Source organism: Massilia sp. Root133, from assembly GCF_001426525.1.
Classification (GTDB): Bacteria; Pseudomonadota; Gammaproteobacteria; order Burkholderiales; family Burkholderiaceae_D; genus Telluria; species Telluria orientalis.
Window position 1 is genome coordinate 262497 of record NZ_LMEW01000032.1, and the last position, 26368, is coordinate 288864.

Sequence of the window (26368 nt, forward strand, 5' to 3'; positions counted from 1 at the left end):
TAGCCGGCGCCCGCCCGTGACACTGCATTCGACACGAGGGCTCCTGAACGAAAGGCGGCGGACGCGGACATTGCCGGGTAAGCGATGTTGCGCCGCAATAAAGGATAGCGCCATGGTAAGGGAGCACGCGCAGAATGTGCTTCTATTCGATAGCGATAACACGGCCATTTCCGCAAGGGTCTTCTGCAGAAATACGAAATAGAAGATAAAATCTCCGGCGTTATCTAGAATCTACGAAGGAAGCACTGCGATGAAAGACGGCCAGCTGGACGAGATCGACCGCCAGATCCTGCGCACGCTCAGCCGCGACGGGCGCATCAGTAACCAGAAACTGGCCGAAACGGTGCACCTGTCGCCGACGCCTTGCTGGCACCGCGTCAAAGCGCTGGAAGAATCGGGTTTTATTACGGGCTACGTCGCAATGCTGGACCAGCGGGCGCTGGGCATGCCGGACACGGTGATCATCGAGGTGACGGTGGACCGCCACGACGACGAGATCTTCAAGGCGTTCCAGGACGCCCTGGCCGAGTTGCCGGAGGTGATGGAGGCGTATCTGCTGTCGGGGGAGTACGACTACCTGATCAAGGTCGCCGTGGCGGGCACGGAAGGCTACGAGAAATTCCTGCGGCAGAAACTGTACAAGCTGCCGGGGGTGACGCGGACGCGGTCGACGTTTACCTTGCGCTGCCTGAAACGCACCCCGTCCGTGTCACCCTGAGACCAGACGTTACTTCTTCGATTTCAACTCGGTCAGTTCGGCCCGCAGCTTGCTGCGCTCGGCGGTCGACTTGTCGAGCTTCGCACGCAGGTCGTCCAGCTCGGACGCCAGGCTGTCGCGCGCGGTCGTCGCGCCCACGAGTTCCATCTCGGCGCGCAGGCGCGCGTCCGATTCGGCGGCCATGTCGGCCACCTTGCGCTCCAGTTCCTGGCGCAGCTGCGTCAGTTGCTGTTCCTTGCCGTCGATCGCGAGCTGGTCCTTCGCCTTGCTGACGAGGGCATCCATCGCGACCTGGCGCGCATTCTTGAGTTCGGCGTTCAGGCGTTCGATGGTTTCGTCGCGTTCGGCGATGGCTTCCTCGGACGCCGCCGTGGCGCTCGCCATTTCCTCGCGCAACGCATCGCGTTCGCCTTCCAGCGCTTCGCCGGCCGAGCGCAAGGCTTCGATGTCCGCCTCGTTGCGTTCCAGCGCTTCGCGGTCGCCGGCGCCGGCCTGCTCCGCGAACTTCAGGGCCCAATCCGCCAGACCGGCCAGCAATTCCGGCGGCAGCTCGGCCGTCGGGGGCGCCTTCGGCTTGACGTTCGCCGCACGCCACGCGGCCAGGTGCTTGAAGATGGCGTTCGGCGAACCCTCGCCGAGGAAGTCCTGCACCGCTTCGATGGTTACGGCTTCGCCATCCTCCTGCAAACTCTCGGCTGCGCGCGCAACGTCGTCGAATGTGACTTCTTGGCCTGCCATAAGGTCTTGACTCCTGCTTCGTTGGATTTCGGGAGTGCGTATGATACTTCCCGTAGAGAAATTCGGCAGCAATCAGCGCAAGAGTGTTGCGCGCCGGACGCGTCGGCCGGCAAACCATTTCACAGTTGGTAAGAATTCAGCCTGTTTGTGCGACGGGCGCGGCCATCGGGCGGATCTGGTTGCGCCCGCCCTGCTTCGCTTCGTACAGCATCGCGTCGGCGCGCAGGAACAATTCGTTCTCGCTGCGTCCGTCCGGATAGGCGGCCAGGCCGCCGCTGAACGAGAAGTGGCGCACGTCGCCCGGCTTGACCTCGAACGCGATGGCGCCGAATGCCTGGCGCAGCGCGTCGAGCCGGTGCCAGCCCTGCTCCAGCGGGCAATCCCAGAACACGACGACGAACTCCTCGCCGCCGAAGCGGCTCAGCAGGTCGCCCTCTTCCATGCGCGCCGCCAGCGTCAAGGACAAACGCTTGATGACGATGTCGCCAAAATAATGGCCCCAGGTATCGTTGATGGTCTTGAACTTGTCGATGTCGATGACGCCGAAGCACAGCGGCCGGTTTTCCAGCGCGGCGCGGCAGATCAGCGCCTGCGCCTTTTGCTGCAGGCCGATCTTGTTGAGCAGGCCCGTCGCGCGGTCCTTGCCGATCAGGTCGCGGTTGATGCGGATCTTGGCGGCCCGGTTGAGCAACTGGCGCGCGAGCAGCTCGGCGTCGTCCATCGCGAGCAGCGCATCGAAGCCGCTGTCCAGCGCGCGCCGCGCCAGCGCCGGGTCGGCGCGGCGTTGCAGCAAGGTGATCTCGCGCACGGGATCGGCTTCGATATTGCGCTTGAGCACGCGCACGACGGCTTCCGTCCGTTCGTATTCCGCGTCCGTGATCAGTACGATATCCGGCTGCAAGTCCTTGACACGCAGGTGCAGCGTTTGCGGATCGGTGTGGTAGACGATGTCCAGCCGCTGTGCGCGCAGCGCCGCCTCGTCCCAGCCCGGCGGCGCGCCCAGCATTGCCACGCGCACGAGGTCGCCGCGTTTCTGTTGCACGAACAGGTTGAACAGCTTGTCGACGAGGACGTCGTTCGCGATCGGTTTTTCGGCGTAGGCGAGGCAGTTGCTGTCGACGAGCCGTTGCTGCAGCAGGAACCGGCTGCCCTGGCGCACGCTTTGCAGGTAGACGTAGCGGTGGTCAGCGGGCAGCCGCTGCAGCAATTCGCCCAGCAGCAGCGTCTTGCGCGCATCGCGCAGGTCGGACTGCATGTTGTGCAGCGCGTCGAGGTCGACCACGTACAGGCTGTCGGCCGCATCGCGTTCGACCGCCGTCACGAATTCGCTCAGCTCATGGAAGAAGCGGATGTCGAAGTCGTACTTATGCGCGTGCAACTGCAACTCGGCCTGGTTGTCCTTGATGAAGAAGCTGTGCGACAAGAACAACACATGATTCCTGTACAACGAAGTATGCCCTGCCATCTGGTTACGCGCCTTCGAAGAGTTGACCATGGTAGCGTTGCGCCGACCGCCAGCATACCTCCGTTTGCGCCATGCATAAGTAAGAAACCGGGTTTTTTTTTGACTATCTGAGCTTCCTCTGAGTGTTATCAGGAAAGTATGTTGCGCGCTGACAAAAAGATGCTGATCAGGCACGCAGGCCGGCCAGTCCGCCCAGCTTGTCCGGGTTGCGTACGACATAGATGGCGGCGATACGGCCGTCCTCGATGTGGATCGAGGTGATCGCATCCGGCATGCCGTTGCGCCAGGTCAGCACGCCCGGCGCCCCGTTGACGGTGATGATGTCGTGGCGCGTGTCGGCGTTCGACCACTTGCGTTCGATGCCCGCGACGAGGCGGCCCACGCGGTCGGCGCCGACCACCTGCCTGACGGTCGTCTTGACCTTGCCGCCGCCGTCGCCCGTGAACGTGGCGTCCGCTGCCAGCAGCGCCTGCACCTGGGCCGGGTCGGCCGAACGGGCCGCCTGCACGAAGCGCCCCAGCAATTCCAGGTGCAGCTCGCGGTTGACGGCGAACCGGGGCCGTTCCGCCCGCACCCGCTCGCGTGCCCGCTGCAGCACCTTGCGGCAGGCCGCTTCCGTCTTGCCGACCATCGCCGCGACCTCGGCGTAATCGAAATCGAACACCTGGTGCAGCAGGAACACGGCGCGCTCTTCCGGCGCCAGCCGTTCGAGCATCAGCAAGAAGGCCGTCGAGAGGTCGCCCGCCGCTTCCAGGGCGCTTTCCGGCGACGCCGCCGTGTCTTCCACCAGCGGCTCGGGCAGCCACGGGCCGACGTAACGTTCGCGCTCCGTCAGCGCACCGCGCAGCCGGTCGATCGAGAGCCGGGTGACGACGGTGACGAGCCACGCTTCCGGCGTGCGCGCTTCCAGGCTGCCGCCGTTCTGCCAGCGCAGCCAGGCTTCCTGGACGATGTCCTCGGCGTCGGCGCGCACGCCCAGCATACGGTAGGCGATCCCGAACAGGCGGGGGCGGAGGCGGACGAAATCGTCGAGCGGCGTGGCGGTCTGGGTATCCATATCCATTAGACGGATGAGGCACGCGTTTTGTGACCGCCGATTGTACGCGCCGTCAGCGCTGCGGCATAACCCCCCGATCTGTCAGGGTGGCGTCCCGCACTCGGCATCCAGCCGGGTGCGGGCATGCGACTTTCCCGGCCGCACCCGCATCGGTGCGCGCGGCGCGTCCAGCCGCACCGGCGTGAGTTTGCCGGCATACGGCGGCATGTCGGGATCGATCTCGACCGTGCTGCCGTCCGGCGGTACGCCGGCGAGGAAGGCGCCGATGGCGATGCGGACGATCATCCGGTTGCCGGGCTCCGCCTTCATGCTGACCCGCTTTTCAACCTTGTTAATGTAGAGGAACGTACACGTCGCCCCGGCGGGCGTCGTGATGTCGACTTTCTTCGGCAGGGAAAACCCGTAACGGCCCGTCGCCCACAGCTTGACGACACAGGTTCCGTGCTCCAATGACGAAAAAGTAAAGTTCATGCGGCAATGCTAACCGCCGTAACTCATCTGTACGTTTGGAATTTGTACCAAACCGTAACGGGTGGAACATTCGTTTCCTCGTCACATCTTCAGCTCGAGATTCACCCCCACGCGCGTGGCGCCCTGCTGCCAGCTGGCCTGGCGCGACAGCCCGCCCGCGTCTTCGTAGACGCTTTCCGACTCGCCGTCCATGCCCAGGATATTGTTGAGCGTGAAGCGCAGCTGCAAGTGCGGATCGAGCTTCCACGCGGCATACGCGTCGACGTCGCGCCGCGTGTGCGCGTGCCGGATCTGCGCGTCCGACACGCGCACCCAGCCACCCTGCTGGTACGCCATGCTGGCGCCGAAGCTGAGGCGATCGCGGCGGTAGTCGAGGCCGACGTTGGCCGACATCGGCGTCTGCCCGTCGAGGCGGTTGTCGGGGCCGGGCACGGTCGATACTTCCGACCAGTTGCGCGTCACGCTCGCGCGCATGTCGAAGCCGGCGGCGGCCGCGTTCAGCATGCGCAGCGGCAGTTTCACTTCGGCCTCGAGCGAATGCACGCGCGCGTCGCCGTCGTTCAGCGGGCGATAGATCCAGCGGCCGTCCGGATCGAGGTCCAGGCGCGTGCGGATATAGTCGCTGATCAGGCGCTGCGTGCCGCTCACGGACACCATCGCCCCGTCTGCCCAGTACTGCTCGAACGCGACGTCGACGCCGTTCGCCAGCTCCGGCTTCAGGCCCGGATTGCCGCTGGAATCGGGCGCGAAACGCGTGTTCAGCGCGGACAGGTAGCGCCGCGCCGTCAGCTGGTCGACGGTCGGTGCCTTGTACGTGCGCGTGAGCGCGAGGCGCACCTGGCGGCCGCTCTTGTCGGGGAATTTGTACAAGGTCTGCGCGACGGGGCTCAGCACGTGGCTGCGCGACGTCGTAACGGGCACGTTCGTCCCCGTACTCTCGGTCTCCACGCCTTCCCAGCGCCCGCCCAGGTACATCGACCACTGCTTCGTGATGCTCCACTCGTCCTGCACATAGCCGGCCAGGCGCGTGACCTGCGGCTCGTAGGCCTCGACCACGTGCGTGGCGGGCGCGCCGTCCTGCTGGTCGACGCGGTCGCGCGAGTCCTCGTTGCGCTGGCGGCTCGCATCGATGCCCGTCACGAGCGCATGGCCGTCGAACAGCGAGCGCGCAAACTTGCCGCGGAACGACATGCGGCGCGGACGATACACGGTGTCCCAGTCGCGCAGCAGGTGGTGCGCGCGGCCTGCCGAATAATAATCCGTGTCGTTGTCGTTCTCGTCGCGGCTGCGCTCCCCCGCCAGGCTCACGTCCAGCTTGCCGCCGGCCACCTTCGCGACCCAGCCGATCTCGCCCCGCATCATCCACTGGTCGCCCGACGTGCGGCCCGGCATGTCGATCCAGTCCGGATTGCCGAACGACCCGGCGAGATTCTCGTTGTGCGAGAAGCCGGACCACGCATGGCTGCTCGCCTGCAGGCCGGCCGACAGGTTCAGTTCGTTGTCCGCGTCGATCTTCCAGTTCAGGCGCGGGAACAGGACGCCGCCGCGGTAGGCGCCGCCGCCGTCGTAGCGGGTCAGGCGCGACTGCGCCAGCGTGCCGTCCGGCAGCGACAGCTGGTCCGCGCCGCGCGAATGAAACTCGTTGTGGCCGCCGAACAGCGAGCCGTTGACGAAGTACGACAGGGTGCCGACCTTGTCGCCCCAGGTGCCGCCCATCGTGCCGCTGCGCTGCAACGGCGAACGCGTCGCGTTCAGGCGCAGGTCGCGCTGCGGCTTGCTGACGACCTTGCGCAGCACGATGTTGATGGTGCCCGCGATGGCCTGCATCGAATACTCGGCGCTGGCGGCGCGGATCACTTCGATGCGCTCGATCTGGTCCGGCATCAGGGCGTCCAGCGAAAAGCCGGGCGGCGGGCGGTCGCCGTTGACGAGAATCTGCGTGTAGCCGGCGCCCAGGCCCCGCATCTTGATCGATTTATCGGTGACGGTGACGCCCGGTGCGCGCTTCAACACGTCGAAGATGTTGTCGTCGCCGTATTTGCGGATCTCCTCGGCCGACAGCACGGTCTTGCTGGCCGTGTCGTCGCGGCGCGGGTCGTAGGTGCTGGCCGAGCCCTTCACTTCCACCTTTTGCACCGGCTTGTCCTGGGCCTTGCCCTTGTCGGCCGGCTGGGTGGATTGTGCGAACGCGGCGGCGGGACAGGACAGCGCGGCGGCGATGGCGAGGCAAAGAGGTGTGGGCGACATCATGAGTGGGCAGAGGATTGCGTCAATACGCGCGGGCGTGGCAGCGTTCGGATCGAATAGTTCGAGAGACTAACGAATTATGCTATCCGGAATTGCGGCGTTTGTCACTTTTGCATCGCACCATCGGGACCCGCGAAAATGACCCGGACGCCCTCTTCCTGAAACGCTTCGCGCGGGCCGGTGTGGCAGGCGGCCCTCATGCAGTATTGATTTGACGAAATACGTGTTCTGCCAAGATATAATCGCCGAGACATGTTCCTGCGCCGACTTTATTTGTTGCTGCTTGTCCTGATGCTGTCCGCGGCAGGCGGCCCCGCATCCGCCGGCAACCTCTACACGTTCGGCGGCGGCAGCCCCGTGAGCAACTGCACGCTGTCCGGCGCCGTCTATACCTGCCCCAGCCTGCCGCTGCCGGCCGGGGACGACAGCATGGTGATCGCCAGCGGCTATACGGTGAAGATCACGGCCGACACCACGTTCGGCTACAACCACGGCCTCACGATGAGCGGCAGCGCCGTCCTGATGAGCACAGGCGACCTGAACATCGGCGGCGTCGCCACGAACAACCTCAAGATCACGGGCGGCACGCTGATCGCGGGCGACGTGTTCAGCGTGGGCGCGCAGAACCAGACGCTGACGGCGAACATCCAGGCCGTCACGGCCAACCTGGGCACCGGTTCCACACTCAACCTCACGGGCAGCATCACGGCCACCGGCACCGTCAACGTCGCCTCGCATGCGACGATCAACGGCCCGATCAGCGGTGCGACGATCACCACGAACTCGCCCGTCACCCTGACCGGCGACATCGTCGCGACGAATTCGTTCACGCTGGCGTCCGGCAGCACGGTCAAGGGCGACGTGACGGCGCCCGTCGTCCGGCTGATGCCGTCCAACACCTCCGTCCAGGGCAACATCACGGCCAGGACGTCGCTGCAGCTGGGATCGTCCGACAGCGTCACGGGCGACGTGACCGCCGGCACGCTGACGCTCGATTCGTCCGAGGCGACCATCTACGGCAATGCGACGATCGACAGCGGCATCTTCAACTGGCACGGCCGCGTGACGAAGACGATCTACTGCTCGGGCGGCACCACCACCGGCAAGTGCGACTGCGTACAGAACGGCAGCGGTTACGACGTGAACACGTCCATGGGACCGCGCTGCCAGGGCAATGTTGTAGCGCTGGATCACTTCCTCATCAACTACAACCCGGCGGGCAGCGTGTGCGCGCCGTCGTCGGTGACGATCACCGCCTGCGCCAACCAGGCGTGCACCGCCACGTACGGGGGCGGCGCCACCGTGACGCTGGCCCCGACCGGCCAGTCCGTGGCGATCCCCACGTCCGGCAGCGTGAAGGCGGCCGTGAGCTGGACCCAGGCCGGCACGTTCACCCTGGGCGTGTCCGGCGCGACGACGGCCAACGCCACCACGTGCGTCCGCACGGACACGAGCCAGGCCGCCGACTGCAAGGTCGCCGTGGCCAGTTCCGCGTACACGATGACGATGAGCGCCGACGCCGCCTACGCGGAGGCCCCCTCGCCCCCGCAGCTCACGATGGCAGCCGTGCGCTACGACGCGAAACAGAATACGTGCGTGCCGCTGTTCAACAACGTGGATCGCAACATCAATTTCACCTGCGCCTACAGCAATCCGGCGAGCGGTACGCTGCCCGTCCGACTGAAAGATATCCCTCTTAACAGCGGCCAGAACGCCGCGGCGGCTTGCGACGGCACCGGCGCGACCGTCAAGCTCACCTTCAACGAGGAAGGCAAGGCGAGCGTGCCGCTGCAATACGCGGACGCCGGTGAGGTGACCGTCAAGGCGACCGACAGCGGCGCCGGCAGCCCGCCGTCGGCGAACGTCAAGGCGACGTTCGTGCCCAAGGCGTTCACGCTCGCGCTGGCGAACGCCAATGTCCCTTACGTGGCGGGCAAGGAGTTTACGGCGACGGTGACGGCCCTGAATGCCGCGTCCACCCCGGCCGTGACCCGGAACTTCGGCCGCGAGCAGATCGCGGAGAGCGCGAAGCTGGCGCCGGTGACGTGCCAGCCCAGCAACGGCAACGGCCTGCTCGCGCAGACGCCTTCGTCCATCCTTGCCGGCGTGCAGACGCTCAAGGCCACGTGGAGCGAAACGGGCCGCATCGACCTCGTCGCATCGCTCGCCAACGGCGCCGGCTACCTGGGAACGGGCCTGCTGCCCGCCACCGCGGCGACCGGCAGCGCCACCACGGGATGCGCCGGCGGCGTCGGCACGTTCAGCCCGGCCTACTTCACGTTCGACACGGATACCGACTGGAAGCGCACCTCCGCCTTCTACGGCGGCACGCTGGCGCAATACTATTCCGGCGAACCCGCGATCAGGCTGACGGTCACCGCGCGCAACCTGCAGAACGGCGTCACGCAGAACTACGACACCACGAATGCGCGCGACGTCGTGTTCACGGGCCTGAACGCCGACGGCAGCGCGCTGGCGGCCGGCGGCGCCTTCAGCCGCTCGCCCGGCTACCTGGTTACCGACCTCGCGGGCAAGGCGCAGTTGCGGGCAGCGGACTTCAAGGCCGGCGTCGCCACATGGGCCGGCAGCTACACCTTCACGAAATTGCCGACGGCGCAGACCCGCCTGCGCGTGCGCGCGACCGAGGATCTGCCCGCCGAACAATACCCCGCCAGCTCGTCGGCGCTTCCCGCCACGGCCGGTGCCGAACCGACGCTGCTGGTCCGCAGCGGCCGCATCCGCCTGCCCAGCCGGTTCGGCCCCGCCGGGACCCTGCTGAGGATTCCCGTGTCGATCGAGTACTACACGGGCCAGATGTGGATGGTGAACGCCGAGGACTCCACCACCGCCCTGCCGGCCGGCATCGTGTCGACGGGGACGGCCGTGCCGGGTCTCACGCTCGCGTCCACGCTGTCGCCGGCATTCACGGGCGGCAAGGCCGACCTCACGTTGACGCCCAACGTCGCCGCCCACGTCAGCGTGCCGTTCGCGCTCAACCTGGGGACGACGGCCGCCAACACGTCCTGCTACGCCAGCCGGGGCGCGGGCATGACGACCAGCACCGGCGCCGCCCTCGCCTTCCTGCGCAGCCCCGACGCTTCCTGCGCCGCCGCCGGCAGCGTCGACCCGTCCGCGCTGGCCACGTTCGGCGTCTACGCGCCGGAGACGAAGCGCATCATCCACACGCGCGAGGTGTTCCGATGACACGCCCTGCCCGTCGCGGCGGCTTCACGATCGTCGAGCTGGTCGTGGTGATGATCATCATCGCCGCGCTGGCCGCCATCGGCATCCCGCGCCTGACGGGCGACAAGTCGGCGGAAGCGGCCGTGTTCGGCGACCAGGTCGTCAGCGGCCTGCGCCGCGCGCAGAAGATTGCGATGGGGCACCGGCGCGTCGTGTCCGCGAACGTCGGGCCGAAGGCCGTCGTGCTGCGCGTGAACGGCAGCAACAACGGCTGGATCGCGCTGAACGGCGTCGGTGACGACGACTATGCGACGAGCGACAGCGCGCTCACGGTCACGACCGGCAGCCTGCCGGCCACCCTGTACTTCCAGCCGGACGGCCGCATCACGACGGACATCGGCGGCGCGGCCGCCTGGGCGGGCAGCCTGTCCGTCACGGGCGCCGTCAACGGCGGTACCACTTTCCGCACCATCACCGTACAAGGCGCGACCGGCTATGTTGAATAAAGTGAGGCGCAGCGCCGGCGTCACGCTGGTCGAACTGATCGTCGCCCTCGTCATCATGGGCGTCGCGCTCGGCGGCATGGTCGCCGTGTACACGGCCACGACGCGGTCCAGCGTGGATCCCGTCCTCGTGCAGCAGATGCAATCGATCGCGGACAACATGATGGAAGAGATCCTGATGAAACCCTTCGCGAAGGGACCGGGCACCGGTGTGCGCATCAACTTCGACGACGTACAGGACTACAACAACTACAAGACGACGGGCATCACCGACGTCGAAGGCAATGCGATCCCGGGACTGGAGCGGTACAGCGTCGTCGTGGAGGTCACGCAGGCTGCGCTGGCGGGCGTGGCGGCAAGCACCGACTCGCTGCGCGTCGTCGTCACCGTGTCCATGCCGGGGGCCGGCGCCGTCGTGCTGACCGGCTGGAGGACCAACCCATCATGAACCGCCAGCGCGGCTTCACCCTCGTCGAACTGATCATCGTGATGGTCATCGTCGGCGTCATCGCCGGCGTGCTCGTGCTGCAGATCCGGCCGGCCATGCAGTCCTATCTCTCGATCCGCCAGCGCGCGAACCTCACGAGCCAGGCCGATACCGCGCTGCGCCGCATCCTGTGGGAAGTGCGCACGGCCGTCCCGAATTCGCTGCGCTATACGTGGACGGATGGGCAAAACCAGTGCATCGAGTTCGTGCCGACGAAGGATGGCGGCCGGTTCCGCACGGCGGCGGACTACGAGCATGCCGCCGCCGGCAACCCGTTCACCCGCGACGCCGCCACGGATACGTTCGACACGCTGACGCGCATCGACGCCAGCTATGCAGGCGATTACCTGTTCATCGGCAACGTGAACGGGAACGACGTCTACAACCCCGCCAACAGCTGGGTCATCAAGAGCATCGCCGACGCCGCCACGACGACCCAGGGCCGGAATACGGTGACCCTCGCCGCGCCGGCGACGCTGCCGGCCGGCTACGAGGGGGGCCGTTTCGTCGTCATCCCGAAGCTCGAGCGGGCCGTGACCTACACGTGCACCCGGCAAGGCACGGACGGCGCCGGGACGGGCACCGGCGTGATCTACCGCGTCACCGGCTACACACCGAGCACGACGCCGGCGAAGACCTGTCCGGCGACTGGCGCGATCCTCGTCGCGAAGGTCAGCGACTGCAACTTCCTGTACCGCGAAAGCCAGGGCGCCACCCAGCAAAGCGGCTACCTGCAGCTGCGGCTCGGCCTGGCCGAAGGCGGCGAATCGGCCCGGCTGACGATGGGCGCCCACGTGGAGAACACGCCATGACGGCCCGGCGCGCGGGCGGGTTCGCATACATCGCGGCCATCATCTTCCTCGTCGTGCTGGCCAGCTTCGCGCTGGCCGTGCTGCGTCTGTCGGAGACGGAGCAGGTCACCGTCAACCAGTCCTTCCTCGGCACCCGCGCGAGCCTCGCCGCGCGCACGGGGCTTGAATGGGCGTTCTACAAATTGAAAGCCAAGGACGCGACGTGCGATACCGTGAAGACCGTGCCGGACTTCAGGACGGACACCGGCTTCACGGTGAACGTGGGATGCGCCACGCAGACGTATGACGAGGGGCTCGGGGCGGATGGGAAAACGGTGAAAAAGGTCATCTTCGAGCTGACCGCGACGGCCTGCAACGGCAGCGTCTGCCCGGGCACCGACGCGGACGTGGCGAACCCGGACTACGTCGAGCGCAAGCGCACCGCGTCGATCTGCGTCGCCTCCGACGGCACGGACTGCTACTGAAGCCCATGCTTCCCCGCGCCCCGCTCTCGCTCACCGCCCTGGACACGTTGCTGACCGACGCCCGCACCCGCCGCATCGAGGGCTGGCGCCGCGGCGCGCTCGAATTCCTGATGTTCGGGATCAAGGAAGCGCGGGCATGCCTGTTCGCGGGGCTGTTCTTCGCCTGCGTGCTGCTGGTGCCCCGCGCCGGCCTGCTCGGCGTGCCCCGCTACGACCTGCTGCTCGTGGCGGCGCTGGCGATCCAGGCGTGGATGCTGAAGAGCGGGCTGGAGACCCGCGACGAGCTGAAGGCGATCTGCCTGTTCCACGCGCTCGGGTTCGCGCTGGAGGCGTTCAAGACGTCCAGCGGCATCAAGTCGTGGAGCTATCCGGACTTCGCCTACACGAAGGTGCTGGGCGTGCCGCTGTTCTCGGGGTTCATGTACGCGGCGGTTGGCAGCTACATCATCCAGGCGTGGCGCCTGCTCGACCTGCGGGTCCGCCACCATCCGCCGTACTGGATGGCCGCGCTCGTCGCGCTGCTGATTTACCTGAACTTCTTCACGCACCACGCGCTGGGGGATGTGCGCTGGTACCTGGCGGCCGTCGCGCTCGGGCTCTACGCCCGCACGACCGTCAGCTTCCGCCCGCTGGACCGCGAGCGGCGCATGCCGCTGCTACTGGGATTCGTGCTGACCGGGTTCTTCATCTGGCTGGCGGAGAACCTCGGCACGTTCTGGGGGGTGTGGCGTTATCCGAACCAGCTGGGCGCCTGGTCGGCCGTCCACGTCAGCAAGTGGAGTTCGTGGTCGCTACTGGTCATCATGACGTTCACGATCGTCGCGAACCTCAAGCACGTCAAAGCGCGGATACATGTACCAGAGCAGTGACGCCGGTCTTGGCCAGCGCCATCGCCACGGGCAAGGCACACAGCACGATCATCACACCGATACGCACGCGGCGCGCGCGCTGTTTCTGTTCCTCGAAACGGGAAACGCGGAATCCTGCATCTTGGTTCATGGAAGTCCCTTCATGTGTTATGAATAAGCCAATCATAATATGGAGTTGGAGAAACCCGCGACACGAATGGATTTCCCGACAATCCGATGCCACCCCGATAAGTTACATTGCGCTGGGGTAAAAGATCAGATTACACCTCCTGGCTATACAAATCCATGAGACAGATCTAACCAAGGTTAAATTCCGCAAGATCGTCTGATTTTATCCACGACAGAGTGGCAACCCACCGGCTCAGCTGCGGTCGACGACGAGCGCGAGTTGTCCATCGCGCACGACGAATTCCGACTCGCCCCGCACCGCGAGCCGGGTGCCGGCCGGTGGCCCGCCGGGCACGTCGATGGCGAGCTGGCCGCGCCAGGCGATGGCCGCGACGAGGGTGTCGCCGCGCGGCGCCAGCGCCGTCACCCGCTGCTCGCGCTCGGCGAACATCGTCCGTGCCTGTTCCGCCAGGATGCGGAAGGCGTCGCGGCCGTCGCTGGCCGCCGTCAGATGGCCGCCGGACCAGTTCTCGAAACGGACGTCGGGGCTCAGCGTATCGAGCATGCCGTCCACGTCGAAGGCGTTGTAGGCCGCCACGTAGCGCTCGATCAGGGCGAGGGCAGCCGGTGCGATGCAGGCATGGGACATCGGTCTCTCCTTTCTCGTTTCACGTAAAACGCCAGGCGATGGCGGATGCGTCGTCCGCCGTTTTCGCCGCCAGTCCAACGGCCTCCTTGCCGGCCTCGAACGCGCGCAGTTCGTCGAGCAGCGCGTCCAGCCCGCGCGCGCGGCACGCGTCCAGCAGGCTGCCGTCCGAGTGCAGGCCATAGGTGTCGACGAGGCGGTACAAGCCGTCGCTGAGCACCAGCAGCAGCGCGCCCGGCGGTGCCGTCACCCGCGTCCTGCGCGCCGCGAACGGTCCGCGCGGCTCCAGGCACAGGACTGCGGGACTTGCCGCCGTGTTCTGTTCGTGGCGGCGTGCGCGCAGCATCGGCAGCAGCCGCGTCCAGCGCTCGCCCGGATCGAGGATGCCTTCGGCGACGAGCGCCGCGACCGCAGCCTGCGTCGCCTGTTCCTGCGGGTTCTCGAAGGGGTCGAGGTCGCGTACGGTGCCGTCGGGGAGCTGCAGCAGGATCTTGCTGTCGCCGAGGCAGAACAGGTCCAGCGTGTGGCCGGCGGCGGCGTCCGGGTCGGACACGCGCACCCACGCGAGCGTCGCGATCGGCCAGGCGTACGGCGGCACGTCGGCGTGGCCGCCGGCGGCGCGGTAGGCAGCGCGCGTGTGGTCCAGCGCTTCCAGCACGAGCGCGTCCTGGCTCGCGTCCGCGCGCAGCACGTGGCCCAGGTCCTGCGCGAAGCGGCGCACGAACCAGGCCGGATCGCTGGCGCCGGACGCCACGCAGCGCTCGGGCGTGAGCGGCGTCGCGCCGTCCATCAGCACGAGGTCCGTATGACCGTCGCGCTCGTACACGACGACGACGTCTTCGTTGATCCGGCCCTTGCCGGCCGACGAAGCGAGGGTGTACCGCATGCTTGCTCCCATCCGTGTTGTCGTCGTTACTATAAGCCATCCGGATGACGTACGGATGAACCGTGCGCGGCGTGAACATTGGAGAGTTTGTCTCGTGCGTTTTCGCGTACGATGCTATCGGACTTACAACACGAGGACACCATGACGTTCATCGAATCGATCCAGACCTGCTTCCAGAAATACGCCAACTTCGAGGGCACGGCACGCCGTTCCGAATACTGGTGGTTCTTCCTGTTCCTCGTCATCGCGAGCATGATCCTCGGCCAGATCAGCACGACCCTGTCGATCGTGTTCTCGCTCGCCACGCTGCTGCCGTCGATCGCCGTCGCCACGCGCCGCCTGCACGACACGGACCGCAGCGGCTGGTGGCAGCTGATCAGCTTCGTGCCGATCGTCGGCATCATCGTCCTGATCGTGTTCCTGGCCCAGGACAGCCGCCCGAACCGCTACGGCATCGCGCCGGCCTACGCGGTCTGAGGCCTGCTCACAGCAGCCGGATACCCGGCAAGGTCCGCAACGACGTCTCGCGCATCACCTGCACGAAATCCTCCAGGTAGGCGTCGTCGCGGCCGCGTTCTCCCTTGGCCTGGCGCATGACCGCGTACAGGCGCCCCGTCAATCCGCCCTCCCCGATGCGCTGCTGCGCCACGTAGCCGCGCTGCAGGTACGTCTGCACGGCCCACAGCGGCAGCGCCGCGAATCCCCGTCCGCTCGCCACCAGTTGCAGCATCGCCACCGTCAGCTCCGTCGTGCGGCGCGGCGGTTCCACGCCCGCGGGCCGCAGCACCTGGCGCACGAGATCCAGCATCTCGTCCGGCACCGGGTACGTGATCAGGGTCTGGTCGGCGAAGTCGGCGGCCACGAGATGGTCGCGCGCCAGCAGCGGATGGCCCAGCGGCAGGATCGCCACGATGTCGAACTCGAACAGCGGGTAGACGTCCACGTCGCGCTCGTCCGTATCGACCTCCGACACGATGGCGACGTCGGCGCGGTCCTGGTGCAGCAGCCCGACGGGGTCGGACTGGAAGCCCGACACGATGTCCTGCTCGACCTCCGGCCAGCGCAGGCGCAGCGCATCCATCGACGGCATCAGCCAGTCGAAGCACGTGTGGCACTCGACGGCGATGCGCAGCTTGCCAGCGCCGTGGCCCGTCAGGCGCGCGATGTCGCGCTCGGCACGGTCGACGGCCGGTATCACGTCCTGCGCCAGCTCCAGCAGGCGCCGGCCGGCGGGTGTGAACGCCACGGGCGCGGACTTGCGCTCGAACAGCGTCAACCCATAGAACTCTTCCAGCGCCTTCAACTGGTGCGACAGCGCGGATTGCGTCACGTTCTGCAGCGCGGCCGCGCGCGACACGCTGCCGGATTCAAGGAGGGCCAGCAAGGTGCGCAGGTGGCGCAGGTCGAGGATCGAGGTCGGCATGAGCGGAATTCATCTGGACAGAAAAATAATTCGTTTGAATTATGCCGGTTGCTCATCGATGATGACAAGACTTATTCATCCAGATGAGGCAACAACATGATCAAAACTCATATTCTCGGTTATCCCCGCATCGGCGCCCAGCGCGAGCTGAAATTCGCGCTGGAGCGCCACTGGCGCGGCGAGATCGACGAGCAGGCGCTGGAAGCCGTCGCCGCCGAGCTGCGCGCACGCCACTGGGCCGACCAGCGCGCGGCCGGCCTGGACTTCGTCGGCGTGGGCGATTTCGCGTTCTACGACCAGGTGGCCGACCACGTGCTGCTGTTCGGCTGCGCGCCGGCGCGCTTCGGCTTCACCGGCGCCGAGACGCCGCTGCAGCAACTGTTCACCCTCGCGCGCGGCGTGGCGACGGAGGCGCACGACGATTGCGGCTGCGGGCACGCCTCCCATGGCAAGCCGGCGCTGGAGATGACCAAGTGGTTCGACACGAACTACCACTACCTGGTGCCGGAATTCGATGCGGCCACGCGCTTCGCACTGGCTCCCGACCGCCTGCTGGACCAGGTGGCGCAGGCGCGCACGCTGGGCCACGCCGTCAAGGTCACGCTGGTCGGTCCGCTGTCGTTCCTGTGGCTGGGCAAGGCCAAGGATGGCGCCGACCGCCTCGCGCTGCTGGACGCGTTGCTGCCGGTGTACTGCGACCTGCTGGCCCGCCTGAAGGCTGCCGGCGCAGAGTGGGTGCAACTGGACGAGCCGATCCTCGGCCTGGACCTGCCGGGCGACTGGTCGCTCGCGTTCGAACGGGCGTATCACCTGCTGCATGGTGCCGGCGTGCCGCTGCTGCTGGCCACGTACTTCTCGCCGCTGCAGGAAAACCTGAGCCTCGCCTGCAAGCTCCCGGTCGCCGGCCTGCACGTGGACGGCGTCCGTGCGCCGGAAGAGCTGCGCCCCGTCGCCGACTGGCTGCCGGACCACAAGGTGCTGTCGGTCGGCATCGTCGACGGCCGCAACATCTGGCGCGCCGATCTCGACGCCTGCCTCGAACGCCTGCGGCCGGTGCTCGAGCGCCGCGCCGGCGCCGTGTGGCTCGCGCCTTCCTGCTCGCTGCTGCACGTGCCGTTCACGCTCGCCCACGACGCCGCCCTCGACGCCGAACTGCGCACCTGGCTGGCCGGCGCGCGTGAAAAACTGAACGAGCTGCGCATCCTGAAACAGGTATTGACCGGCGGCGAACGGGCCGTCGCGATGGATCTCGCCGCCGCCCGCGCCGCGCTGGCGGCCCGCCGCGCCAGCCCGCGCGTCGCGCGCCCCGACGTGGCGGCCGCACTGGCCGCGCTGCCGCCGGACGCCGACCGCCGCGCCGCCCCGTTCGCGCAACGCCAGGCCGTGCAGCGTGCCCGCTTCGACCTGCCCGCGTTCCCGACCACGACGATCGGCTCGTTCCCGCAAACCCCGGCCATCCGCGCCGCCCGTGCGGCGTGGCGCCGCGGCGAGCTGGCGGATGCCGGGTACGACACCGCGATGCGCGCCGAGATCGCCCATGCCGTCCGTGTACAGGAAGAGCTTGGGCTGGACGTGCTCGTGCACGGCGAGGCCGAGCGCAACGACATGGTCGAATACTTCGGCGAACAGCTGGACGGTTTCGCGTTCAGCGCCAACGGCTGGGTGCAGTCGTACGGCTCGCGCTGCGTGAAGCCGCCCGTGCTGTACGGCGACGTGGCCCGCCCCGCGCCGATGACGGTGGCGTGGACCGCGTACGCGCAAAGCCTCACGGCGCGGCCGATGAAGGGCATGCTGACGGGGCCCGTCACGATCCTGCAATGGTCGTTCGTGCGCGACGACCAGCCGCGCGCCCTCACCTGCGCCCAGATCGCGCTGGCGATCCGCGCCGAAGTCTGCGACCTGGAACGGGCCCGCATCGGCATCGTGCAGATCGACGAGCCGGCGCTGCGCGAAGGCCTGCCGCTGCGCCGTGCGAGCCGCGACGCCTACCTGGACTGGGCTGGCCGCGCGTTCCGCATCGCCGCCAGCGGCGTCGCCGACGCGACGCAGATCCACACCCACATGTGCTACGCCGAGTTCAACGACATCCTGCCGGCCATCGCGGCGCTCGACGCCGACGTGATCACCATCGAGACGAGCCGCTCGGACATGGAACTGCTGGCCGGTTTCGGCGCGTTCGCGTACCCGAACGAGATCGGCCCGGGCGTGTACGACATCCACTCGCCGCGCGTGCCGGCGACGTCCGACATGGTGCGCCTGCTGCGCAAGGCGAGCGCCGTCGTGCCGGCGGACCGGCTGTGGGTGAACCCGGACTGCGGGCTCAAGACGCGGGCCTGGCCGGAGACGGAAGCGGCGCTCCGCAACATGGTGGCGGCGGCGCGGCTGCTGCGGGATGAAGCGGGTGGTGGGACGGTGCAGGCCGCGTAACACCGTCATTCCCGCGGAAGCGGGAATCCATACTGAGCGTCCTGGTCGCCTCAGCATGGGTCCCCGCCTCCGCGGGGACGACGACGTTCAGGCCGGGTGAATACCGCGCGTGGTGAAATACGCCTCCAGCGTATCCCGCTCCCCCGCCCGGTCCACCAGCGCGACATACGTATCCGGCCGCACGAGATAGACCGCGTCGCGCACGAGACCGGCCGCCTGGCACGCGTCGCACCAGTCGTAGCGGTACAGTGCGATGCCGCGTCCGGCGCACCAGGCGTGCAGCGCCGGCGCCACCTCGCCGTACACGTGTACCTGCCACGCGATCGCCGCGAGCGGCGCGTGGTTGTCCGGACCGCCGCCGTAGCCCGTCCACGGAAACCGGTCGCCGCCGCGCACGTGGCCCGCGCTGCCGGCCGACAGCCGGCTGTCGGGATAATGGATGCCCATCTGCGACAGCACCCGGAACATGAACGCCCGCACCGGTTCGATGCCGTATGCGGCCGACGCGAACAGGGGTGCGATGTGCGTGCGCACGAAGTCGGCGAACCCGCCCTCGGCGACGACGAACGAGAACGCGCGGTCCGTCGTCTCGACCAGCCGCTGGGCGAATGCCTTGCGCTCGGCCTCGTAGGTATCGATGAGCGTTTCCGGCGCCCGGCCCCGCAGCACGTGGGCCAGCTTCCACGCGACGTTGATCGCGTCGCCGATCCCCGTGTTCATGCCCTGGCCGCCGGCCGGGCTGTGGACGTGGGCCGCGTCGCCCAGCAGCAGCGCCCGTCCGGACCGGTAATGCCCCGTCACGCGGTGGTGCACGCGGTAGGTCGAGAACCAGTTCACCTTCTCGATCCTCAAGCCCAGGCTCGCGATGGCGCGCTGGCGCACGTCGTCGAACGCCAGCGTGTGGCCCTCGCGCACCTCGGCGTCGCGTACGGCGCCGATCAGGCGGGCATTGCCCTGCTGGTCATACGAGAACAGCGCGGCGAAATCCCCCTCCTCCAGCGACAGGTGGATCTCCCCGTTCGCCGCCGGCCCGCTCACCTCCACGTCGGCGACGTAGAATGTGTGCTGGTACGTGCCGCCCTCGAAACCGGTGCCCAGCCGATGGCGCACAATGGAATGGGCGCCATCGCACCCGGCCAGCCAGGCGGCGCGGCACACCGATTCGCCGGCCGGGCCGCGCAGCCGCGCCGTCACGCCCGCCGCATCCTGCTCGAAGCCCAGCAGTTCGGTATTGCGCTCGACCGTCACGCCCGCCTCCTCCAGGCGGTGCACGAGCACCCGCTCGTGGCGGTCCTGCGGATAGATCAGCACGAACGGATACGGGGTCAGTTCGCGGCCGGCGTCGCGGAAGGACAGGCGCGTGCGCCGTTCGCCCTTCACCCACAGGTTGATGGCCGGATTGCGCAGGCCGCCCCCGACGATCTCGTCCACCAGGTCGAGCTGGCGGTACAGCTCCAGCGTGCGTGCCTGCACGGCCATCGCGCGCGAGCTCGTGCCGGGCCCCGCGCTGCGGTCCACGATCCGCACGCCGACGCCCTGGCGCACGAGCCACAGGGCCAGCACGAGGCCGGTCGGTCCGGCCCCCGCGATCAGTACTTCGGTCTCGTCCATGTCGCCTCCTCGCAGGAAAGAATGACAGGAAATCCGCCGCATACGGCGCACGATAACGATACAGTATGTTACGCGCGTCCCGCTACAATGCTCCGGTCGGGCTCGTTAGAGGAAAGGATGGCGCCGTGAACATCGTCTGCATCGCCTGGGGTTCGCTGATCTGGGAACCCGGCCCCTTGAAGCTGGCGTCGGACTGGCAGCCGGACGGTCCGACCCTGCCGCTGGAATTCGTGCGCGACAGCGACGACAGCGCCGAACTGGCCCTCGTCCTGCACGCGCCCGCGCCGCCCATGCCCACGCGCTGGGCGCGGCTCGACGCGGCCGGCCTCGATGACGCCCGCGAGATGCTGCGCCGGCGCGAAAAGATCCGGCCCGAGTATCCCCAATGGGTCGGCAGCCTGCCCGACCCGGTGCCGCCCGGCCTGTCTGCGAAGACGCCGGCGGCCATCGTGGCGTGCATCGCGGACTGGATGGCAACCCGTGACGTCGATGCGGTCGTGTGGACGGCGCTGCCGGCCAAGTTTGCCGGCGTCAGCGAACGGGCGCCCAGCCCCCACGAGGCGGTCGCGCGGCTGGCCGGGCTGCAGGGGGACGAGCGGGCCAGGGCGGAGGAATACGTGCGCCGGATTCCGGGGGATATCCGGACGTTGTATCGCGGGGTGATCGAGGAACGGCTGGGCTGGACGCCCCACCAATAAGCCGTCATTCCCGCGCAGGCGGGAATCCATGCCGAGTGTCCCCGTTCAGATCAGTATGGGTCCCCGCTTGCGCGAGGACGACGAGGGCTGATCACCCGCCCGCCTTCAGTTTTTCCATCAGCTTGCGGGCCTCGTCCGCCTGCGCGAACCGCATGTCGCCGGCCAGCAGCCCGTCGAGTTCCTTGCGCGCCGCGGCCTTGTCGCCGCTGGCGGCCAGCGCCGCCGCCAGGTGGTAGCGGATGTCGCGCGCCTTCGGTGCCAGCACCTGCGCCTCGCGCAGCAGGGTCACCGCGCGACCGGCGTTTCCGTTGCCGACGAGGATCCAGGCCAGCGTGTCCATCACGTCCGCGCGCTTCGGCGCAGCGTTAAGCGCCGCCTCGGCCGTCGCCTGCGCGCGCGCGTCGCCCAGCGCCTGGTAGCACAGTGCGAGATTGTTCAGCGCGACGGGGTTGCCGGGCTGGCGCCGCAGCACGTCTTCCAGCTTGGCGGCGGCCCGCTTGAATTCGTTCGCGCCCATCCACGTCTGCGCGCGGTACGCGAGCACGCGCACGTCGTCCGGATGCGCCGCCAGCCATGTCGCCAGGCGGCCGTCGGCGTCCGCCACGCGGCCGGCCTGGCGCAGCGCGTTGTCGATCTTGATCGCGAGTTCGTTCGTCGCATGCAGCGTGGACGCGCGCTCGAACGCGGCCAGCGCGGCGGCCGGCCGGCGCTTGGCCATCAGGATGTCGCCCTGCAGCTGGTAGCCCGCAGCGCCCTGCGGATGCTGCTTCTGCATGTGTTCCGCGACCATCAGCGCCAGGTCGTGCGACCCCTTGCGCACGTACAGCGCAGCCAGTTCCAGCTGGGCCGACGGGAAATCGGGCTGGATCGCCAGCACGCTCTTGAGGTCTTCCTCGGCCTGCGTCGTATTGTTCATCACGAGGCGCAGCGCCGCCACCTGCATCAGCGCCGGCGCGGAGCGCGGCAGCGCCTGCGCCAGCTGCTTGTACGATTCCAGCGCGGCCGGGAGGTCGCCCCGCGCCAGCTCGGCCTTGCCGCGCAAATCCAGCAGGTCCGGGTTTTCCGGATGGCTCACCTGCAGACGGCGCGCCAGTTCCAGCGCCTTGTCCGTCTGGCCCGTGCGCAGGTAGTGCGCGCACAGGTCGACGCCGGGCCCGATCGCGTGCGGGTCGACGGCGGCGGCCTGCTCCAGCCAGCGCGTCACCTCGGCGCTGTCCTGCGTGCGCTCGGCCAGTGTCGCCAGGCCGTCCATCGCGGCCACGCTCTTCTTGTTCTTCGCCAGGAAGTCAAGGAGCACCTGCCGCGCCGCCGCCGGCTGGCTGGCGTCCAGCGCCAGCTGCGACAGGCTCGCCGCGGCCCGGTAGTACGCAGGATCGATCTGCAGCGCGCGCGCGAAACTGGCCCGCGCCGCCTCCGCCTTGCCCTGGGCCGCCAGCACCTGGCCCTTGAGGGCGTGGACCAGCGGCCGGTCGGGCTGGACGCGCTCCAGTGCGAGCGCCGCGTCGAGGGCGGCGTCGCGCCGGCCCAGGCGCAGGTTCGCCTGCACGAGGGCCTCGACGGCCTCCGGCGAACGCTTGTCGAGGGCCGTCGCGGCCTGCAGTTCGCGCACCGCATCATCCATCGCGCCCGCGCCCAGCCGCGCGAGGCCGAGACCCGTGCGCAGCGTGGCCGACGCGCCGTCCAGCGTGCTGGCCCGCGCGAACAGGTCGGCGGCCTGGTCGTAGCGGCGCGCCTTCAGGTTGGCGTCGGCGGCCAGCGCCAGCACTTCGGCGTCCGCCTGGCGGGCATCGAGCACGGGCTCCAGCACGGTACGCGCCTCGTCCCCATGGCCGGAGCCGATCAGCGCCTGCGCCAGCATCTTGCGCGCGTACATATTGGCCGGATTGCGTTCCAGGTAGCGGCGGAAATGCTGCTCCGCCTGATAATTCGACCCGAGCTTCAGGTCGACGGCGCCGGCCAGCAGCACGCTGGGCATGTGGTCCGGCACGGCCTTGAGCACCTTGTACAGGACGTCGCGCGCGGCGTCGGGCCTGTCGGTCGTATAGTCGAGCAGCGCCTGCGTGTAGGCGACGAGCAGGCTGCCCGGCGCGCCCTTCGCGGCCAGGTCCAGCTCCGCCTGCGCCATCTGCGGCTTGCGCAGGCCGATGGCGAGATAGGCTTTTTCCACGTGGGCCGTACGGTGTTGCGGGCTGACGGCCAGCACGCGGTCGTACAGCGCCAGCGCGTCCTCGGGACGCTCGCCCGCGCGCACGAGGTCGGCCTTGAACATCAGCGCATCGACGTTGCGCGGATCGCGGGCCAGCACGCGGTCGGCGTAGCCGTGGGCGGCGTCCGCATGGCCCTCGACGATGGCGAGCCGGCCCAGGCCGACGAGCGCCGCCGGGTCGTCCGCGCGCCTGGCGAGCACGTGTTCGTAGGCCGCCCGTGCCTCGTCGTTGCGGCGCAGGGCCAGGTACGCATCGCCGCGCGCGCTGGACAGGCCGGGATCGTCGGGGCCGCCCGCCGTCTCGTCCAGCGCCTTCTGGTGCTGGCCCTCCAGCACGAGCGCCGCGGCCAGCGCCGCCAGCGCCGGTCCGCGCGCATGGCCCCGGTCCAGCGCCTGCCGGGCTTCCTTTTCCGCCGTCGTGCTGTCGCCCAGGTCGAGGTAGACCTGAGCGAGCTGGTAGCGCGTGTCCGCGCTGCGCGGGTCGGCGTCCAGCGCATTCTTGAGGACGATGAGCGCACCGCGAAAATCCCCTTTCGCGCGCAATTGTGCGGCATGCGCCCGCTGCTGCTCCGCCGTTTGCTGGTTGCAGGCCGGAAGCGCGGCGGCGAGGACAACGGCCACGAGGACGGCGGCAAGGCGGCTGGCGCGCGGGGGTGTAGGAGCTCGGGAGGACATTGTTGATATTGTTATAGATCAATGACGCATTTTCGTGGGGCAAGCACGTTTATGGCAAGCAAAAACCGACGGGCATGACCGCGATACCACGGCCCGGGGCGAGGTTGTAAAAATGTCACGGCCGTTATTGATATTAAATAATTTATTTACAAGTTAAGTTTATTCGTGGCATGATGCGCCTTGACACTGGTCAACGTGTAAATATTTCTGGGAGAGTCTGTGAAAAAAGCGATCAAGCTGGCCGTCTCGGCTGCATTCATCCTCGGCGCCAGCCAGGGGTGGGCCGCGACCATCACCGACTCCGGCGTCGGCAGCTATTACGGCTACGACAACCAGGGCGCCGCGGACGTCATCGGCGGCAGCACGTACGACATCTCCAAGGCGACGATCGCGCGTGCCGGAAGTGTCCTGACCATCACGATCAACACGAGCTTCGCCGGCAAGGCGGGCGCCAGCTCGTCCTGGGGCAAGGACCCGCTGACCGGCAAGACCGGCAAGGGCATCGGCTACGGCGACGTGTTCCTGTCCGATACGTGGAACGCCGCCGGCACCGATGCCAATCACTACACGCCCGACAACGCCACCAAGGGCACCGTCTGGGACTATGGCTTCGCGCTCGACAACCGCTGGAGCAACTCGGGCGGCAACTTCAAGCTGTATGCGCTGAACGGCGCGACCAACGCGCAGAACATCCTCAATTCGAACAGCTACATCAACTGCTCGAACTGCAACTACCGCGAGAACGAGGAAACGGCCGTGAACACCAAGTCGTCCACGGTCAAGTACACGGGCCTGTCCGGCAAATGGGCCGTCTCGACCGGCGCCCTCACGTTCACCATCAACCTCTCCGGTTCGGAACTGATGGACTACAGCTCGTTCGCGATGCACTGGGGCGAGACCTGCCAGAACGACGTCCTCGAAGGCGTGGCCATGGGCGTGCACGTCCCGCTGCCGGGCACCGCGGCCCTGCTGTTCCTCGGCCTCGGCGCCCTCGGCATGGCACGCCGCCGCCGCGCTCCGGGCGCACTGCCCCCAGGCGCAGCGGCCGTCTGATTCCTGTCAGCCGGCGCTGCCGGCGATCCTGTTGCGTCCCGCCGCCTTGGCGCGGTACAGCCGGGTGTCCGCCACCTCGACGAGTCCGGCCGGCTGGTCCTGGCTGCCCGGCACGATCGTCGCCACGCCCATGCTGCACGTGACGATGTCGGCCACGGCGGACCCCGCATGGGGCAGCGCCGCCTGCGCCAGCCGCCGCGCGCACCGCGCCGCCACCGCCAGCGCCGCCGCCTCGTCCGTCGCGGGCAGCACGAGCGCGAACTCTTCGCCGCCCAGGCGCGCGCACAGGTCGCGCGTGCGCGCCGCCGCCCGGTCCAGCACCCGCGCCACCTCCTTCAGGCAGGCGTCGCCCTGCGGATGGCCGTAGCGGTCGTTGTACTGCTTGAAGTAATCGATGTCGACCATCACCAGCGACAGCGGCGCGCCCAGCGCACGGGCCTTGCCCCATTCGACGTCCAGGATCCGGTCGAACATGCGGCGGTTGGCGATGCCCGTGAGCGGGTCGCGGTACGACAGCGCCTCCAGCTCCTTCTGCAGCTGCAGGATCTTGTCCTCGGCCCGTTTGCGTTCGCTGATGTCGAACATGAAGCCCACGAGGCAGTCCACGGAACCGTCGGCACGCCGGATCACGTGCACGACGTCGCGGATCCACACGTAGTCGCCGTCGGCCGTCAGGGCGCGGTAATCGGCTTCGTGATCGGTGCCCTGCTGCGACTGGCTCACACAGAAATCGACCGTCTTCTGGCGGTCTTCCGCATGGATGCGCATGGCCCAGTCCTCGACCGTCTTCCAGCTGTCCTGGGGCCAGCCCAGCACGCGTTCGATCTGGGGACCGATGTACGTGAAGCGCGCGGACGCCCAGTCGATGCGCCACGGGATGGCCTGCGTGGATTCGAGCAGGGTGCGATAGACGCCGGCGTCGTCGCCGGTCTCGGGATGGGTGGTCATGGCGTTCCGTGGCTGAAAACCATCATACTACCGGAATGCCTGGCCTTTGGATCAGTGCCCATGCGGCGCGCGATGGATAGACTCCGCCTGTCATCCCATTTCCCACCACGAGGTCTCCCATGGACAACCAACATACCCAGGACAATGCCGGCGTCGTTCAGGAATTCGGCGCGCTGGCGCCCGTGCGCATCGGTCTCCCGGAGCAGACGCGGTCGCAGAGCGTACGCGCCCTGAACCGCCTGCTGGCGCACACAATGGCGCTGCGCGACGCCTACAAGAAAGCGCACTGGCAGACGTCCGGCGCCAACTTCTACGAACTGCACCTGCTGTTCGACAAGCACTACGAAGAACAGGTCGCGATCATGGACGCCATCGCCGAGCGCATCCAGACCCTGGGCGGCGTGACGTTCGCGCTGGCCGGCGACATCGCGGGCGAGTCGTCGATCGCACGCGCCCCGCGCGGCCGCGAATCCGCCCCCGCCCAGCTGGAACGCCTGGCCGCTGCCCACGAGACGATCCTGCTGGACGCGCGTCCGCTGGCCCGCGCGGCGTCCGACGCCGGCGACGACGGCAGCAACGACCTGATCGTCAGCCAGGTCGTGCGCGCCAACGAACTGCAGAGCTGGTTCATCGGCGAACACCTGGCGCGCCAGGCCGAAGGCGATTGAACATC

Annotated in this window: 24 protein-coding genes; 12 read left to right on the forward strand and 12 right to left on the reverse strand. The window is 68.0% G+C overall.

All coding sequences use genetic code 11. From position 1 onward, the window contains the following. Positions 1-250 precede the first annotated feature (250 nt). Entirely contained in the window at positions 251-718 is a 468-nt protein-coding gene (locus ASD28_RS21785) for an Lrp/AsnC family transcriptional regulator (protein WP_056133195.1), read from the forward strand. A 9-nt stretch (positions 719-727) separates the two neighbouring features. On the opposite strand, the gene ASD28_RS21790 is transcribed toward ASD28_RS21785, so the two are convergent. The 5 genes from ASD28_RS21790 to ASD28_RS21810 all read right to left on the reverse strand — a co-directional run bounded on the left by ASD28_RS21790 (position 728) and on the right by ASD28_RS21810 (position 6699). Continuing rightward, a complete protein-coding gene (locus ASD28_RS21790; RefSeq protein ID WP_056133198.1) occupies positions 728-1456 on the reverse strand; it encodes a DNA-binding protein in 729 nt (242 codons plus the stop codon). A 136-nt stretch (positions 1457-1592) separates the two neighbouring features. After that, the gene (locus ASD28_RS21795) at positions 1593-2888 is read right to left on the reverse strand and encodes a GGDEF domain-containing protein (RefSeq protein WP_229411949.1); all 1296 of its coding nucleotides are present in this window, start codon (positions 2886-2888) and stop codon (positions 1593-1595) included. A 199-nt stretch (positions 2889-3087) separates the two neighbouring features. Further along, positions 3088-3978 carry an RNA polymerase sigma factor SigJ gene (gene sigJ, locus ASD28_RS21800; RefSeq protein ID WP_307168964.1) on the reverse strand — a complete coding sequence of 297 codons (891 nt, stop codon included), beginning with the start codon at positions 3976-3978 and terminating at the stop codon, positions 3088-3090. An 81-nt stretch (positions 3979-4059) separates the two neighbouring features. Further along, the gene (locus tag ASD28_RS21805) at positions 4060-4449 is read right to left on the reverse strand and encodes a hypothetical protein (protein WP_156403669.1); all 390 of its coding nucleotides are present in this window, start codon (positions 4447-4449) and stop codon (positions 4060-4062) included. Between the two features lie 81 nt (positions 4450-4530). After that, positions 4531-6699, reverse strand: coding sequence for a TonB-dependent siderophore receptor (locus ASD28_RS21810; RefSeq protein ID WP_056133210.1), 2169 nt, complete (start codon positions 6697-6699; stop codon positions 4531-4533). Positions 6700-6969: 270 nt separating this feature from the next. On the opposite strand from ASD28_RS21810, the gene ASD28_RS21815 reads away from it, so the two are divergent. From ASD28_RS21815 to ASD28_RS21840, 6 genes are all read left to right on the forward strand, one after another. Beyond that, on the forward strand, positions 6970-9900 hold the full coding sequence (locus ASD28_RS21815) for a DUF6701 domain-containing protein (RefSeq protein WP_160410448.1): 2931 nt from the start codon (positions 6970-6972) through the stop codon (positions 9898-9900). Further along, positions 9897-10385 (forward strand): prepilin-type N-terminal cleavage/methylation domain-containing protein, encoded by a 489-nt coding sequence (locus tag ASD28_RS32320; protein WP_056133216.1) that lies wholly within the window; start codon positions 9897-9899, stop codon positions 10383-10385. Before ASD28_RS21815 ends, ASD28_RS32320 begins: the two co-directional genes overlap by 4 nt. After that, positions 10375-10830, forward strand: a complete 456-nt coding sequence (locus ASD28_RS21825) for a prepilin-type N-terminal cleavage/methylation domain-containing protein (protein ID WP_160410449.1) — start codon at positions 10375-10377, stop codon at positions 10828-10830. Before ASD28_RS32320 ends, ASD28_RS21825 begins: the two co-directional genes overlap by 11 nt. Beyond that, complete coding sequence (locus tag ASD28_RS21830) at positions 10827-11681, forward strand: prepilin-type N-terminal cleavage/methylation domain-containing protein (protein ID WP_056133221.1); 855 nt, start codon at positions 10827-10829, stop codon at positions 11679-11681. The genes ASD28_RS21825 and ASD28_RS21830 overlap by 4 nt, the downstream gene beginning before the upstream one ends. Next, the gene (locus ASD28_RS21835) at positions 11678-12145 is read left to right on the forward strand and encodes a hypothetical protein (RefSeq protein ID WP_056133223.1); all 468 of its coding nucleotides are present in this window, start codon (positions 11678-11680) and stop codon (positions 12143-12145) included. Before ASD28_RS21830 ends, ASD28_RS21835 begins: the two co-directional genes overlap by 4 nt. 110 nt (positions 12146-12255) lie before the next feature. Continuing rightward, complete coding sequence (locus ASD28_RS21840) at positions 12256-13014, forward strand: DUF817 domain-containing protein (RefSeq protein WP_229411970.1); 759 nt, start codon at positions 12256-12258, stop codon at positions 13012-13014. Here the strand turns inward: ASD28_RS21840 and ASD28_RS32000 are convergent. The 3 genes from ASD28_RS32000 to ASD28_RS21850 form a co-directional block, all read right to left on the reverse strand. Next, positions 12983-13144 carry a hypothetical protein gene (locus ASD28_RS32000; protein ID WP_156403668.1) on the reverse strand — a complete coding sequence of 54 codons (162 nt, stop codon included), beginning with the start codon at positions 13142-13144 and terminating at the stop codon, positions 12983-12985. The genes ASD28_RS21840 and ASD28_RS32000 overlap by 32 nt on opposite strands. Positions 13145-13375: 231 nt before the next feature. Continuing rightward, positions 13376-13771, reverse strand: coding sequence for a nuclear transport factor 2 family protein (locus tag ASD28_RS21845; protein ID WP_056133226.1), 396 nt, complete (start codon positions 13769-13771; stop codon positions 13376-13378). 19 nt (positions 13772-13790) lie between these two features. Beyond that, positions 13791-14654, reverse strand: a complete 864-nt coding sequence (locus ASD28_RS21850; RefSeq protein ID WP_056133230.1) for a protein phosphatase 2C domain-containing protein — start codon at positions 14652-14654, stop codon at positions 13791-13793. 141 nt (positions 14655-14795) lie between these two features. Between ASD28_RS21850 and ASD28_RS21855 the strand changes: the two genes are divergently transcribed. Then, positions 14796-15131: a DUF805 domain-containing protein gene (locus ASD28_RS21855; RefSeq protein WP_056133232.1), complete on the forward strand. Its 336-nt coding sequence runs from the start codon at positions 14796-14798 to the stop codon at positions 15129-15131. 7 nt (positions 15132-15138) lie between these two features. Here ASD28_RS21855 and ASD28_RS21860 read toward each other — a convergent pair whose 3' ends face one another. Beyond that, entirely contained in the window at positions 15139-16077 is a 939-nt protein-coding gene (locus ASD28_RS21860) for a LysR family transcriptional regulator (RefSeq protein ID WP_056133235.1), read from the reverse strand. A gap of 96 nt (positions 16078-16173) precedes the next feature. On the opposite strand from ASD28_RS21860, the gene metE reads away from it, so the two are divergent. Beyond that, entirely contained in the window at positions 16174-18504 is a 2331-nt protein-coding gene (gene metE / locus ASD28_RS21865) for a 5-methyltetrahydropteroyltriglutamate--homocysteine S-methyltransferase (protein ID WP_056133238.1), read from the forward strand. Between the two features lie 87 nt (positions 18505-18591). On the opposite strand, the gene ASD28_RS21870 is transcribed toward metE, so the two are convergent. Beyond that, positions 18592-20115 (reverse strand): FAD-dependent monooxygenase, encoded by a 1524-nt coding sequence (locus ASD28_RS21870; protein ID WP_056133244.1) that lies wholly within the window; start codon positions 20113-20115, stop codon positions 18592-18594. A gap of 125 nt (positions 20116-20240) precedes the next feature. Here ASD28_RS21870 and ASD28_RS21875 point away from each other — a divergent pair, with 125 nt between their 5' ends. Continuing rightward, entirely contained in the window at positions 20241-20813 is a 573-nt protein-coding gene (locus ASD28_RS21875; RefSeq protein ID WP_056133247.1) for a hypothetical protein, read from the forward strand. Between the two features lie 91 nt (positions 20814-20904). On the opposite strand, the gene prsT is transcribed toward ASD28_RS21875, so the two are convergent. Then, the gene (gene prsT / locus ASD28_RS21880) at positions 20905-23694 is read right to left on the reverse strand and encodes an XrtA/PEP-CTERM system TPR-repeat protein PrsT (RefSeq protein ID WP_082577059.1); all 2790 of its coding nucleotides are present in this window, start codon (positions 23692-23694) and stop codon (positions 20905-20907) included. Positions 23695-23913: 219 nt separating this feature from the next. Here prsT and ASD28_RS21885 point away from each other — a divergent pair, with 219 nt between their 5' ends. Further along, on the forward strand, positions 23914-24747 hold the full coding sequence (locus ASD28_RS21885) for a PEP-CTERM sorting domain-containing protein (protein WP_056133253.1): 834 nt from the start codon (positions 23914-23916) through the stop codon (positions 24745-24747). A gap of 6 nt (positions 24748-24753) precedes the next feature. Here the strand turns inward: ASD28_RS21885 and ASD28_RS21890 are convergent, their stop codons facing one another. Next, positions 24754-25695 (reverse strand): sensor domain-containing diguanylate cyclase, encoded by a 942-nt coding sequence (locus tag ASD28_RS21890; protein WP_056133256.1) that lies wholly within the window; start codon positions 25693-25695, stop codon positions 24754-24756. Between the two features lie 119 nt (positions 25696-25814). Between ASD28_RS21890 and ASD28_RS21895 the strand changes: the two genes are divergently transcribed. Continuing rightward, on the forward strand, positions 25815-26363 hold the full coding sequence (locus tag ASD28_RS21895; RefSeq protein WP_056133262.1) for a Dps family protein: 549 nt from the start codon (positions 25815-25817) through the stop codon (positions 26361-26363). The last annotated feature ends 5 nt before the right edge of the window (positions 26364-26368 follow it).

What these genes read in the sequence shown, in the direction of transcription:
- ASD28_RS32000 (WP_156403668.1), bottom strand. Translation starts at nt 13,144, where the DNA reads ATGAACCAAGATGCAGGATTCCGCGTTTCCCGTTTCGAGGAACAGAAA.
- sigJ (WP_307168964.1), bottom strand. Translation starts at nt 3,978, where the DNA reads ATGGATACCCAGACCGCCACGCCGCTCGACGATTTCGTCCGCCTCCGC.
- ASD28_RS21850 (WP_056133230.1), bottom strand. Translation starts at nt 14,654, where the DNA reads ATGCGGTACACCCTCGCTTCGTCGGCCGGCAAGGGCCGGATCAACGAA.
- ASD28_RS21895 (WP_056133262.1), top strand. Translation starts at nt 25,815, where the DNA reads ATGGACAACCAACATACCCAGGACAATGCCGGCGTCGTTCAGGAATTC.
- ASD28_RS21845 (WP_056133226.1), bottom strand. Translation starts at nt 13,771, where the DNA reads ATGTCCCATGCCTGCATCGCACCGGCTGCCCTCGCCCTGATCGAGCGC.
- ASD28_RS21890 (WP_056133256.1), bottom strand. Translation starts at nt 25,695, where the DNA reads ATGACCACCCATCCCGAGACCGGCGACGACGCCGGCGTCTATCGCACC.
- ASD28_RS21825 (WP_160410449.1), top strand. Translation starts at nt 10,375, where the DNA reads ATGTTGAATAAAGTGAGGCGCAGCGCCGGCGTCACGCTGGTCGAACTG.
- metE (WP_056133238.1), top strand. Translation starts at nt 16,174, where the DNA reads ATGATCAAAACTCATATTCTCGGTTATCCCCGCATCGGCGCCCAGCGC.
- ASD28_RS21860 (WP_056133235.1), bottom strand. Translation starts at nt 16,077, where the DNA reads ATGCCGACCTCGATCCTCGACCTGCGCCACCTGCGCACCTTGCTGGCC.
- ASD28_RS21830 (WP_056133221.1), top strand. Translation starts at nt 10,827, where the DNA reads ATGAACCGCCAGCGCGGCTTCACCCTCGTCGAACTGATCATCGTGATG.
- prsT (WP_082577059.1), bottom strand. Translation starts at nt 23,694, where the DNA reads ATGTCCTCCCGAGCTCCTACACCCCCGCGCGCCAGCCGCCTTGCCGCC.
- ASD28_RS32320 (WP_056133216.1), top strand. Translation starts at nt 9,897, where the DNA reads ATGACACGCCCTGCCCGTCGCGGCGGCTTCACGATCGTCGAGCTGGTC.
- ASD28_RS21855 (WP_056133232.1), top strand. Translation starts at nt 14,796, where the DNA reads ATGACGTTCATCGAATCGATCCAGACCTGCTTCCAGAAATACGCCAAC.
- ASD28_RS21835 (WP_056133223.1), top strand. Translation starts at nt 11,678, where the DNA reads ATGACGGCCCGGCGCGCGGGCGGGTTCGCATACATCGCGGCCATCATC.
- ASD28_RS21790 (WP_056133198.1), bottom strand. Translation starts at nt 1,456, where the DNA reads ATGGCAGGCCAAGAAGTCACATTCGACGACGTTGCGCGCGCAGCCGAG.
- ASD28_RS21840 (WP_229411970.1), top strand. Translation starts at nt 12,256, where the DNA reads ATGTTCGGGATCAAGGAAGCGCGGGCATGCCTGTTCGCGGGGCTGTTC.
- ASD28_RS21785 (WP_056133195.1), top strand. Translation starts at nt 251, where the DNA reads ATGAAAGACGGCCAGCTGGACGAGATCGACCGCCAGATCCTGCGCACG.
- ASD28_RS21870 (WP_056133244.1), bottom strand. Translation starts at nt 20,115, where the DNA reads ATGGACGAGACCGAAGTACTGATCGCGGGGGCCGGACCGACCGGCCTC.
- ASD28_RS21810 (WP_056133210.1), bottom strand. Translation starts at nt 6,699, where the DNA reads ATGATGTCGCCCACACCTCTTTGCCTCGCCATCGCCGCCGCGCTGTCC.
- ASD28_RS21805 (WP_156403669.1), bottom strand. Translation starts at nt 4,449, where the DNA reads ATGAACTTTACTTTTTCGTCATTGGAGCACGGAACCTGTGTCGTCAAG.